Origin of the sequence: Arenibacter sp. ARW7G5Y1, from assembly GCF_003201775.1 — a bacterium.
In the GTDB taxonomy this organism is placed as follows: domain Bacteria; phylum Bacteroidota; class Bacteroidia; order Flavobacteriales; family Flavobacteriaceae; genus Arenibacter.
The window spans coordinates 169,081-181,533 of sequence record NZ_QJJZ01000003.1; the positions used below are offsets into that span (position 1 = coordinate 169,081).

A 12,453-nucleotide genomic window follows, 5' to 3' on the forward strand; every position below is an offset into this window, starting at 1 on the left:
TCCTATAATACTTTTTGCATGTGGTAACCTATAGCCTGATAACCTTGGTTGTTCCAAAACTGAATACCTTTCCCATTATTTATATAGCAGTTGATCTCCGAGGTATTACATCCGATTTCCAACGCATAAATTAAAACCTGATCCATCATTAATTTCCCCACCCCGGAACTTCTATATTCAGGTAAAACAAATACATTGTCCGGTTCCAGATGTTTACCAACGTAAAACTTATTTAAAACCCATATGCCACATATACCTATTAACCCTTCTTTATTATAGGCGCCCAAACATTGATATCCGTCCGTGAGCATATCCTGCAGTCGATTTTCTAGGGTTTCAACAGGAATTTTATAATTGTTGAGCATTTGTACCAAGGGCAAAATTTCATTCATATTCCCCTTGGGGATGAACCTTATTTGAAATTCGGTAGCCATAGTACTTTTACAAAACCATTTTTTCTATGGGGCAAACCAATATTCCCTCTGCTCCCGCTTTCTTTAGTTCCTGAATTACTTCCCAGAACTTATCCTTGTTGATTACCGTATGCACGGAACTCCATCCCTCTTCGGCCAAAGGAAGTACGGTTGGACTCCTCATGCCTGGCAATAATGCAATAATTTCGTTCAGCTTTTCGTTCGGTGCGTTCAAAAGAACATATTTGGACTGTCTAGCACGTAACACGGACTGAATTCTAAATCTTAAGTCTTCCAACAAGACCGTTCGTTCCCGGGAAATTTGTGGAGAAACGGCCAGTACGGCTTCACTTGTCAGCATTACCTCCACTTCTTTTAAATTGTTTTTGAACAGCGTACTACCACTGGAAACAATATCGCAAATGGCATCTGCCAACCCTATATTGGGCGCAATTTCTACGGAACCGTTTATAATATGCAGATCTGCTTTTACCCCCTTACTGTCCAAATAATTCTTTACGGTATTGGGATAGGAAGTGGCAATCCTTTTACCTTCAAAATCGGTGACTGATTTGTACTTGACCGATTTGGGAACTGCCAGGGATACTTTACATTTGGAAAAACCCAGTTTCTCTGCGATGGAGATATCCTCACCTTTTTCAATTAGGACATTCTCACCAATAATGGCAATATCTACGACCCCATCCCTAAGATATTGGGGAATATCCCCATTTCTAAGATAGAAAACCTCTAAGGGAAAATTTCTGGAAGAAGCCTTGAGTTGATCTTTTCCGTTGTCTATGGAAATACCACAGTCCTTTAATATTTGAAGTGAGTCTTCGTTTAAACGGCCGCTTTTTTGGATCGCAATTCTAATTTTTTTCATTTTTGGTATTTTGTTTTTGGCCTGAACAAATCTAACAGGTTGTTAAATACAAAACCCGTTTGATTGCTCAAACGGGTTAGAATATAGTTTAGATACAACAATACATTCCTAGCTCGCTTGACTGCAAGTGAAGAAATGATGATGATGTGTCCTGTTGTTTTTCATGATAAGACAAAATTAAAACTATTTTTCAACCTTGGAAAATTTATACGGAACAATTTATTTTAAAATTGTTAAATTATTACTGATTACCCAAAATAATGGGCATGCCCGACTCTCCACTTCCAATAACAATAACCTTGGCATTGGGGGATTCGGACAATTTGATGGTTGCATCAATACCTTTGTCCTGCAATATTTTGTCTGTCAGGGAAGCACTTAATATGGTATTGGCATCTGCCTTACCCTGGGCCTCTATTATCACTTTTTGGGCTTCCTTTTGTGCGGTAACCAATCTAAATTCATATTCTAGGGATTCTTGTTCCTGCTTAAGTTTACGCTCAATAGCTTCCTTAATTGTGGGTGGTAAGGTAACATCCCGAACCAAAATTTCATTGAGCTGTATATATTGTCCATCTACAATTTTCTCGGTCTCTTCAAAGATTTCTTGCTGAATGGCATCCCTTTTACTGGAATAAAGCTGTTCTGGGGTATATCGCCCAACAACACTTCTTGCTGCGGATCTAATGGTTGGCAATAATACACGCTGTATATATTCAGTACCTTTTTCTTGGTGCAATTTTCCCAAAAATTCTCTTTTTGGTTCAAACCAGGCCGAAGCTTCCAACTTAATTTCAAGACCGTTGGAGGATAATACCTGCATTTTTTCCAAAACTTCCTGTTGCCTTACCTCATATATAAAAACCTTGTTCCATGGGGCTACAATTTGGAACCCCTCTCCCATAGGGGCCTCATCGGTGACCACTCCTCCACCAAAAGTCTTGTAAAGCACTCCGGCTTCACCGGAGCCAATGGTAACGGCCGATTTTGAAATTAATATTACAAGAACTATTAAGGCGAATACGGCCGGTAGTGCAATTTTTGGTAATTTGTCCATTTATTATATTTATTAAGTTAATCCGTTATACTTTCTGATAAACCACTCAAGTGATAGGGCTGCAACGATAATGCCCAAAAGAAATTTAAAATCGATTAAAGGTACGACAATTTGTTTGCTTTTTTGAACCGGTACAAACTTAGTATCGGTTTCCAATGCCGTTACCAGGGAGTCCATTTGATCTGGAAAGTAAAGTTTTCCTGTCGTATTGTTTGCCAGTCGATTCAGTTTGCCATAATTGCTTGAGGAGAATTGTTTTTCGGCATCAAAATCCAATACGGAAAAGCTACCTGATCTGCTCAGATTTTCTTTGGTTACGGTAGCAATAAAATCATATGTTGCAGGGGTTAAATGGCTTAAATCTGCTTCGTAGTATCCATCTTTTAATAACATTGGAAATTCCAAGGAGGTATTGGTGGATTTATTCACCACTTTTATATTAATGGAGGCGTTGGCATCAAAGACAAAGGCCTCATCAAAATAAGTAGCCTTTATTTTTGTTTCGTTGCTGTTATTGTAAATGGAACTATAATCCAGAACAAATCTATTTTTACCTTTGGAGGTGGTAAGATAAAGGATCAGTTTTCCAAGGAATGCATCAAATTCCACAAATGCTTGATCGTTCCGGTAATTTTGAACCCTCCATTTCCAAATATTTTCCCCTACCAATATGGCATGTTTTGAAGCGTCCTCTTCTACCGTGGACAATAAGGGTTGGTCCATATCCACCCCTTTGATACGGATTTTGAGCAAGGGTTCGCCACGGCCCAAAATAGTCACGGGCCCTGCATCGGATAAAAGGGGAGGAAAATCTTGTAGGGAGAAATCTGAAATATCGAATTTTGAAAATGCGGCATTGGGGCTTGCAAATAATTCTTGCACCGGATAACCTGATTCCACAAGGAAGCTATTTTGAATGTTGTTCAAAAAATTAAAGTCGGTATTAGTACCTAATACGGTAAAGGAATTGGAATTTCGCAATTGTATTTGTTGATACACTTTAGCAAAAGTGGCATCGGGCTGATAAAGTATATAAACATCAACTTCCTGTAATTTGCTTAAATCGGCATCGGGCCTATAAATGGATACCAACCTTTGCTCGTTGCTCTCTATGGATTTCTTAAGTGCGCCAATATCTGGGTGTTGGACATTAGAAATAATGGCCACATTTGTTTTTTCGTCCAGTACTTCCAAGGCCATCAATTTTTCATTGTTGGCCGAATTTTTTTCATTGGGCAATGGGGATAAAGTCACCTTAATGTTTTTTATTCCTACCGTGCTGGCCTCTATCTGGGTATTGATAATCTTGGTGTTGGAAACGTTGGACAATGCAACTTTTTCTTTGTACACCAAATTATCGTCCATAAAAACTTTTAATTCCGGGGAGACTTCTTCCTTACCGTCATAAGAAATAAAAACTTCCAGGGGGAATTTGTTTTTTAAAAAGGCATATCTATTGGTATTTATTTGGCTTATTGCCAAATCATCATATTTGGTGGTGTCTCCGAGAACTACAGGGTAAATAGGGAGTTTTTGTCGTTTCCCGTAAAATTCATAGTCTTCCCCTATGGTCTGATTGCCATCGGACAGCAGAATAACTGCCGTTGTAGTTCCGGTGAATATTTCGTTTAAGCCTGCCAGGGCCTTTGAAATATTGGTGCTCTTTTCTGTAAGGCCAAGAGTATCGGAATTGGATAACTCCCCTCCAAATTTGTAAGTGAATATATTAAAATTATCAGATAATGATTCCACTTTATCCTTTAGGAAAGAAAAATGGGAGATCGCCTGCGCCTTACCCTCCAATGCCAAGGAAGAGGAATTGTCTGCTAGTAGTACCAAATTGGTCTTTTGCAAGGTATATTCATTCTTGGTAAATTTTGGATTTATCAGAAGCAATAGCGTTCCAAATATGGCCAAGAAACGCAAAAAGGAAAGGATAACCTGAAGTTTCCCCTTCCTTTTGCTTTTATAGTAGTATTGAAACAGTACAACTGTCAGTGCCATAATGGCTGCGAGCAATATAAAAAGTACTGTTTGTAGTTGCATTATGTATGTTCGTTGGAACTATTCTTTTGTAGTAGGCCAGAGTTTATTCGGTATGTATCACGGAGCTTTTTCAGTACGCTGCCAAGTCCTAACTGGGCACAAGTATCGCTTTAACTTCGAGGCCTACCTGGCTAAAAGCCAGTCCTATGTAAGCATTCCTCCATCCACATTTAGAACTTGTCCTGTAATATAGGCCGAAAGATCCGAGGCTAAAAACAGACAGGCATTGGCAACATCTACTGGTTGCCCTCCCCTTTTTAACGGAATTCCATCTCGCCAACCCTGTACCACCTTTGCATCCAACTTATCTGTCATCTCTGTTTCAATGAAGCCTGGTGCAATAGCGTTACATCTTATGTTTCTGGAACCTAGTTCCAGGGCGATGGATTTGGTAAACCCGATCATGCCGGCTTTGGAAGCCGCATAATTTGCCTGGCCAGCGTTGCCCTTCACCCCTACTACACTACTCATATTTATTATAGAGCCGCTTCTTTGTTTCAACATGGTACGTTGTACGGCCTTTGTCATATTAAAAACCGATTTTAAATTTATTTCTATAACAGCATCAAAATCATCTTCCCCCATTCTCATTAACAGATTGTCTTTGGTAATCCCGGCATTGTTTACCAGAATATCGATTACTCCCCCAAAATCTTCCAAAACCTGTGAAACCAATTTTTCCGAATCCCCAAAACTGGCTGCATTGCTCTTATATGCCTTGGCTTTTACCCCATAGGTACCCAACTCTTTTTCCAAGGCCAAAGCGGGGGCTTCACTGGAACTATATGTAAAGGCAACATTGGCACCGTGCTTGGCGAAGACATGTGCTATTCCAGTTCCAATTCCCCTACTTGCTCCGGTGATTATTGCATTTTTTCCTTCTAGTAACTTCATCTGTCTTTAGTTTCTTAGTTGATAATCAAATATAAGTTATGTTTTAGCTGTTTTAAAATTTTTACCCTAAATGCTGGTAGAAAATTTTAGTGCCTTGGTAGTTCCAAGCAAAAAAAATCCCGCTTATCCTGAAAAATTCCGAACAGATCGGTACAGTATAAACGGAATAAAATTTATTGACAAGGAATTATCCCAATACTTGTTTTACTTTTAAACCAATTTCGGCAGGGGAATCAACTACGTGGATACCACATTCCCTCATAATTCTCTTTTTGGCCTGGGCCGTATCATCACTACCACCCACTATGGCACCTGCGTGGCCCATAGTTCTTCCTGCTGGAGCTGTTTCACCGGCAATAAACCCAACAATAGGTTTCTTACTTCCACTTGCCTTGTACCATTGGGCCGCATCAGCTTCCAATTGTCCACCTATTTCCCCGATCATAACCACACAGGTGGTTTCTGGGTCATTGATCAATAACTCCACGGCTTCCTTGGTAGTCGTACCAATAATTGGATCGCCACCTATCCCAATCGCCGTTGTGATTCCAAGACCTTGGCGTACTACCTGATCTGCAGCTTCATAGGTTAAAGTTCCTGATTTGGAAACAATTCCTACAGTACCCTTTTTAAATACGAAGCCTGGCATAATGCCTACTTTGGCTTCCCCTGGAGTGATTACCCCTGGACAGTTGGGCCCCACCAATCTGCAGTCCATATGTTTAATATAGTCATAGACCTTCACCATATCTGCAACGGGTATGCCTTCTGTAATTGTAATTATAACTTTAATTCCAGCGCTAGCAGCTTCCATAATTGCATCGGCAGCAAAAGCTGGTGGTACAAAAATGATGGTGGTATCGGCCCCAACTTTTTGAACGGCTTCTTCAACTGTATTGAACACAGGTTTTCCCAGATGTTCCTGTCCACCTTTACCCGGTGTTACACCACCAACCACGTTGGTGCCGTATTCGATCATCTGTTCCGCATGAAAAGTACCTTCACTACCTGTAAAACCTTGTACAATAATTTTGGAATCTTTATTTACTAAAACGCTCATTATATATTTGGTTTAATTGATTCTTGCAAAAATAAAGTTTTGAAAAGGAATTCTAAACTATTCTCCTGCATATTTATTTTTCTAATTTTTTTAAAATGAAAGGGATTTGCTTAACATAGGCCAGCTGTTTTAATTTTTCCCTTGATTCCTCTGCGGGACTACCAAAATAATTCCCGCCTCCTTCCAAGGATTTGGAAACTCCTGTTTGTGCCATCACAACTGCTTTTTTTCCAATGGTAACGGCGCTTGTTATGCCAACCTGTCCCCAAAGGGTAACCTCATCTTCTATGATTACGCAACCAGCAATCCCGGTCTGGGAGGCAATTAGGCATTTTTCCCCTATTACCGTATCGTGGCCCACTTGCACTTGGTTGTCCAATTTAGATCCTTTTTTTATGGTGGTATCGCCCGTAACACCCTTGTCTATGGTGCATAGTGCACCAATGTCTACGTTATCCCCAATCACGACCCTTCCGCCAGAGATTAGTTTATCATATCCTTCCGGCCTTTTTTTGTAATAAAATGCGTCCGAGCCCAATACCGATCCCGAATGTATGGTAACGTTGTTTCCTATTACCGAATTATCGTAAATGGATACATTGGAATGAATTAGGCAGTTGTCCCCAATTACCACATTGTTCCCAATAAAACAATTGGGTTGTATTATGGTATCCTTGCCAATTTTGGCAGAGCTGGCAATATTGCTTTGGGACCTACTAAATGGTTTGAAAAAAAGAGTGAGGATGTTAAAATCCCTAAACGGGTCGTTTGAGATCAATAAAGCCTTGCCCTCTGGACAGTCTACCTTTTTATTGATCAAAACAATGGAAGCTGCACAATTTAGGGCCTTGTCGTAGTATTTTGGATGATCCACAAAAACGATGTCACCTTTCTCAACAACATGGATTTCGTTCATCCCCAAAACGGGAAAATCATCATGGCCCACATATTCCGCATTGATGATGGTAGCAATCTGGTTAAGTGTATAAGGAGATGGAAATTTCATAATAAGGTTCTTATGCCATTAAGCAGCAAAAAGCGTCGTGCAACTGTATTATTCCTTAACACGCTCCATATAAGAGCCTTTTTCCGTGTCAATCTTTATCTTATCGCCTTCGTTGATAAACAAGGGAACATTTACAGTAGCTCCTGTTTCAACCTTGGCAGGTTTGGTAGCATTGGTAGCCGTATTGCCCTTAACACCAGGTTCGGTATAAGTTACTTCCAAGATAACACTTGCCGGCATATCTACAGAAAGTGGCATGCTGTCCTCTGTATTGAAAAGTATGGTAACCACTTCCCCTTCCTTCAATAAATCCGGCGCATCCAAAGAGCTTTCTTGTAGCGCAATTTGGTTGTAGTCGTCCGTATTCATAAAGTGGTAGTTTTCTCCCTCCGCATATAAAAACTGATAAGAGCGGGTTTCCACCCGAACATCCTCAATTTTAGCACCTCCGGAAAAAGTGTTGTCCAATACTTTTCCAGTGCTTATACTCTTGAGTTTGGTCCGTACAAAAGCAGGACCCTTTCCCGGTTTAACATGGAGAAATTCAATTATTTTGTAAATGTCGTTGTTGTACCTAATGCACAATCCTTTTCTAATATCTGATGTTGATGCCATAAAATTCTAATTAGTACTGAAATAACCTTTCATGATTCCTCTTTGGGAATCCCTTATAAATTGTAAAATTTCATCCCTTTCCGGGGTAGCTTCCATTTCTGCTTCAATAATTTGAACAGCTTGGGAATTATTGTAATTCTTTTGATATAGAATTCTATAGATGTTCTGTATCTCCCGGATTTTATCGGAGTCGAAGTTTCTTCTCCTCAGTCCTACGGAATTGATACCTACGTACGATAAGGGTTCCCGTGCCGCTTTTACAAATGGCGGTACATCTTTCCTAACCAAGGAACCGCCCGTAACAAAGGCGTGGCGACCAATGGATACAAATTGATGTACAGCTACCAATCCCGCCAATATTACATTATCACCAATGGTTACATGTCCGGCCAAGGTGGAATTGTTGGAGAAAATACAATTGTTGCCCACCAGACAATCGTGGGCAACATGGCAATAGGCCATTATTAGACAATTATCCCCAATAACAGTTTTCATCCTATCGGATGTGCCCTTGTGTATAGTGGCACATTCCCTTATAGTAGTGTTATTGCCTATTATGACCGTGGTATCTTCGCCTTCATATTTCAGATCCTGGGGTGGTGCCGATATGACGGCTCCAGGGAAAATATTGCAGTTTTTGCCAATACGTGCACCTTCCATAATGGTAACATTGGAACCTATCCAGGTACCATCTCCTATTACCACGTTATTGTGTATAGTTGTAAACGGTTCTACTACAACATTTTTGGAAATTTTAGCTCCAGGGTGAATATAAGCCAGTGGTTGATTCATCCTTCTATTTCTTTTTAACTATTTGAGCCATCATTTCAGCTTCGCAAACCAATTTACTATTGGCATAGGCATAGGCCTGCATGTGACATATACCTCTTCTTATAGGTGTAATTAAACTACAGTGGAAAATTAACGTATCTCCCGGAAGTACTTTTTGCTTAAACTTTACATTATCTATCTTCATGAAAAGCGTAAGGTAATTTTCAGGATCGGGAACGGTACTCAACACCAATATCCCACCGGTTTGTGCCATCGCTTCCACTTGAAGTACTCCCGGCATTACGGGAGCTCCGGGGAAGTGGCCCACAAAGAATGGTTCGTTCATGGTAACATTCTTCATTCCTACCACGTGCTGATCGGACAGTTCCAGTATTCTATCAATAAGCAGGAAAGGAGGCCTGTGTGGCAACATGTCCATGATCTGATGGATATCCATCAAGGGGGGCTTGTTCAAATCATATTGGGGTACATGGTTCCTTTTTTCCATCTTAATGATCTTGGACAATTTTTTGGCGAACTGTGTATTCACAAAATGTCCCGGCTTATTGGCAATTACCTTACCTCTGATCCTTGTCCCCGTCAGGGCTAGATCGCCTATAACATCCAATAATTTATGCCTGGCAGCTTCATTGGGCTGGTGCAGCGTTAGGTTGTCCAATATCCCGTTGGGCTTTACCGATAATTTCTTCTTATTAAAAGCCTTTTCCAGCCTTTTCATTGTTGAATCGGAAATCTCTTTGTCTACATATACAATGGCATTATTTAAATCGCCACCTTTAATCAAACCGTTTTCCAACAACATTTCAAGTTCGTGCAAGAAACTAAAAGTTCTGGCATCGGCTATTTCCGACTTAAACTCGGTTAAATTCTCCAGGGTGGCATTTTGGGTACCCAGCACTTTGGTACCAAAATCCACCATGGTGGTTACTTGGTAGGTGTCGGCAGGGATAATGGTGATTTCGCTACCGGTTTCCTCATCTTTGTACGAAATTACGTCCTTCACCACAAACTCGTCCCGCAGTGCATTTTGATCAACGATTCCTGCCTCTTCCAGTGCCTCCACGAAATACTTGGAAGATCCGTCCATAATGGGAGGTTCCGGGGCATTCAATTCAATTAATACATTGTCTATTTCCAGTCCAACCAGGGCGGCCAGAACATGTTCCGAAGTTTGGATCTTTACCCCGCGTTTTTCCAGATTGGTACCCCGTTGGGTATTTACTACATAATTGGCGTCAGCTTCAATGATGGGCTCACCTTCCAGGTCCACGCGCTTAAAAGCATATCCAAAATTTTCAGGGGCGGGAACAAACTTCAATGTTACATTTTCCCCTGTGTGCAATCCTACACCCTTTAGTGTAATTTCCTTTGCAATTGTCCGTTGTTTTGTAGTTGTATTACTCACCGTCAATCCTTTTTTTCAATGTGTTCTAATCTATTTATTATTTTGGGCAGGTTTTTAAAATGTACATAGGATTTATTGTAATCCCCGTAATTTAATGCTGGGGAACCCTGCAGTATTTCATCGTCCTTAACATTTCTTCCAATACCGGACTGTGCCTGTATTTTAACCCTGTCCCCTATTATAATATGACCAACAATACCTACCTGTCCCCCTATCTTGCAATATTTTCCAATTTTGGTGGATCCGGCTATCCCGGTCTGTGCAGCTATTACGGTATGTTCTCCGATTTCTACATTGTGGGCTATCTGAATTTGATTGTCCAATTTAACCCCTTTTCTTAATATGGTAGATCCCAAGGTGGCGCGGTCGATAGTAGTTCCCGCCCCTATATCCACATTGTCCTCAAGAACAACGTTTCCAATCTGGGGTACTGCTATGTATTCCCCATTTTCACTAGGGGCAAATCCAAAGCCATCGGCTCCCAAAACCACTCCACTATGAACCACACAATTGTTGCCGATTAAAGTTTCGGAATATATTTTGGCCCCTGCAAATATGACCACATTATTGCCTATGGTAACATTGTCGCCTATGTAGACATTGGGATAAATTTTCACATTATCCCCAATCTTTACATTATTGCCCAAATAGGAAAAGGCACCCAAATAAAAATCCTTGCCGTAAGTAGCGGTATCCGCGCTAAAAACAGGTTCCTCGATGCCCACTTTATTGTTTTTAACCTGATTGTAATATTCCAAAAGCTTGGAAAAGGATTTGTAGGCATCATCTACTTTTATCAAAGTGGTTTCCAAATGATGGTCTGGAACAAAGTCCCTATTTACAATGGTTATAGATGCTTTTGTAGTATAAATAAACGAAGTGTATTTTGGGTTGGCCAGAAACGTAAGTGCTCCTTTTTCACCTTCTTCGATCTTCGCCAATTTATGTACAGCTATCTCTGGATTGCCCTCCACATCCCCTTCCAAAATACCCGCGATTTGGCTTGCTGTAAATATCATGGGGACAAAAGTAAGAAAAATAGTTAAACGGAAACTTTAGGATAGCACATATAATATTTGGTAACGGTCTTGGACAGCGTTTTTAAATATTGTTGATCCGAGGCCTTGGCAACATCCGTAATTCTACCATTATTGCGCAGAATGTTTATATTCTGACTTTTAGAGTTGTAAGCTTGGTTTTTTATAACCCCGGAAAATACAAAATAGGCAGTTTCCACATCCGTTAACTGATGTTGGTTCTTAAAGTTTAAAAAGTGTTTGTTGAGTTTGGCTTCATTAATGGGCTTGTTCTTCAGTTTTACGTGTAATAGGCTGCGATTAATAATCATCTTACATAGTCTTGATAATACAAAATCGTCGTGGTCTTGCCAGCCTTTTATGGCCCATAGTATATCTACATCATCCAATTGGGCAAATAAATCCAGCTTTTCCCGGGAAAATTTTTCTTTTGGAATATTATTTTCCATAAAGTATTTAAGGGCGCCGTTAAATTGAATATTTTCACCCTTGGCCAATAATTCCTTGGCCCTTTGTAATATTTTTATCAAAAGCTGTTCTGCAACCAATCCGGTTTTGTGCAAATAAACCTGCCAATACATAAAGCGCCTTGCCATCAGGAATTTTTCAACAGAATATATCCCTTTCTCCTCTATCACCAATTCGCCATTTAGAACATTCAACATGGTAAGAAGCCTTTCGGAATTTATATTACCTTCGGCAACCCCGGTATAGAAACTATCCCTTTTTAAATAATCCATCCTGTCCATATCGAGTTGACTGGAGACCAATTGGTTTAAAAATTTCTTTGGGTATTGACCTTTAAAAATGGCAATGGCCGTACTTAACTTACCTTTATATTTTTGATTAAGGGCTTCCATAAACAATAGGGATATATCCTCATGACTTACCCCCTCCACAATACTGTGTTCCATGGCATGTGAAAATGGACCGTGTCCAATATCATGCAATAATATGGCACATAAGAGTCCATCTTCCTCATCCTTGGTGATTTCGATAGATTTAAAGCGGAGGACCTGAATGGCCTGTTGCATTAGGTGCATACTACCTAGGGCGTGGTGGAAACGGGTATGGTGGGCACCTGGATAAACAAGATAGGACAACCCCATTTGGGAGATTCTCCTTAACCGCTGAAAATAGGGTTCAGCAATTAGATTAAAGATTAGTGCATTGGGTATTCCGATAAATCCGTAAATTGGATCATTGAAAATTTTAAGCTTATTTGATTTTATCAAAACCAGA

12 protein-coding genes are annotated in these 12,453 nt (G+C 40.2%); all 12 read right to left on the bottom strand.

Features of this window, described 5'->3' with window-relative positions; translation table 11 throughout:
* Positions 1–2: 2 nt before the first annotated feature.
* Positions 3–434 (bottom strand): GNAT family N-acetyltransferase, encoded by a 432-nt coding sequence (locus C7972_RS05885; protein ID WP_110355292.1) that lies wholly within the window; start codon positions 432–434, stop codon positions 3–5.
* A gap of 7 nt (positions 435–441) precedes the next feature.
* Positions 442–1,299, bottom strand: coding sequence for an ATP phosphoribosyltransferase (gene hisG, locus C7972_RS05890; RefSeq protein ID WP_110355293.1), 858 nt, complete (start codon positions 1,297–1,299; stop codon positions 442–444).
* A gap of 241 nt (positions 1,300–1,540) precedes the next feature.
* Positions 1,541–2,356: a prohibitin family protein gene (locus C7972_RS05895; RefSeq protein ID WP_110355294.1), complete on the bottom strand. Its 816-nt coding sequence runs from the start codon at positions 2,354–2,356 to the stop codon at positions 1,541–1,543.
* Between the two features lie 12 nt (positions 2,357–2,368).
* Complete coding sequence (locus C7972_RS05900; protein WP_110355295.1) at positions 2,369–4,402, bottom strand: VWA domain-containing protein; 2,034 nt, start codon at positions 4,400–4,402, stop codon at positions 2,369–2,371.
* Positions 4,403–4,546: 144 nt separating this feature from the next.
* A complete protein-coding gene (gene fabG, locus C7972_RS05905) occupies positions 4,547–5,296 on the bottom strand; it encodes a 3-oxoacyl-[acyl-carrier-protein] reductase (protein WP_110355296.1) in 750 nt (249 codons plus the stop codon).
* Between the two features lie 187 nt (positions 5,297–5,483).
* Positions 5,484–6,356, bottom strand: coding sequence for a succinate--CoA ligase subunit alpha (sucD, locus tag C7972_RS05910; protein WP_031444162.1), 873 nt, complete (start codon positions 6,354–6,356; stop codon positions 5,484–5,486).
* A 73-nt stretch (positions 6,357–6,429) separates the two neighbouring features.
* A complete protein-coding gene (locus tag C7972_RS05915) occupies positions 6,430–7,362 on the bottom strand; it encodes a UDP-3-O-(3-hydroxymyristoyl)glucosamine N-acyltransferase (RefSeq protein ID WP_110355297.1) in 933 nt (310 codons plus the stop codon).
* A gap of 48 nt (positions 7,363–7,410) precedes the next feature.
* On the bottom strand, positions 7,411–7,977 hold the full coding sequence (gene efp / locus C7972_RS05920; protein ID WP_110355298.1) for an elongation factor P: 567 nt from the start codon (positions 7,975–7,977) through the stop codon (positions 7,411–7,413).
* 6 nt (positions 7,978–7,983) lie between these two features.
* On the bottom strand, positions 7,984–8,769 hold the full coding sequence (gene lpxA, locus C7972_RS05925; RefSeq protein ID WP_110355299.1) for an acyl-ACP--UDP-N-acetylglucosamine O-acyltransferase: 786 nt from the start codon (positions 8,767–8,769) through the stop codon (positions 7,984–7,986).
* A 4-nt stretch (positions 8,770–8,773) separates the two neighbouring features.
* Entirely contained in the window at positions 8,774–10,174 is a 1,401-nt protein-coding gene (locus C7972_RS05930) for a bifunctional UDP-3-O-[3-hydroxymyristoyl] N-acetylglucosamine deacetylase/3-hydroxyacyl-ACP dehydratase (protein ID WP_110355300.1), read from the bottom strand.
* A 2-nt stretch (positions 10,175–10,176) separates the two neighbouring features.
* On the bottom strand, positions 10,177–11,193 hold the full coding sequence (lpxD, locus tag C7972_RS05935) for a UDP-3-O-(3-hydroxymyristoyl)glucosamine N-acyltransferase (RefSeq protein ID WP_110355301.1): 1,017 nt from the start codon (positions 11,191–11,193) through the stop codon (positions 10,177–10,179).
* 23 nt (positions 11,194–11,216) lie between these two features.
* The gene (locus C7972_RS05940) at positions 11,217–12,446 is read right to left on the bottom strand and encodes an HD domain-containing protein (protein WP_110355302.1); all 1,230 of its coding nucleotides are present in this window, start codon (positions 12,444–12,446) and stop codon (positions 11,217–11,219) included.
* Between the last annotated feature and the right edge of the window lie 7 nt (positions 12,447–12,453).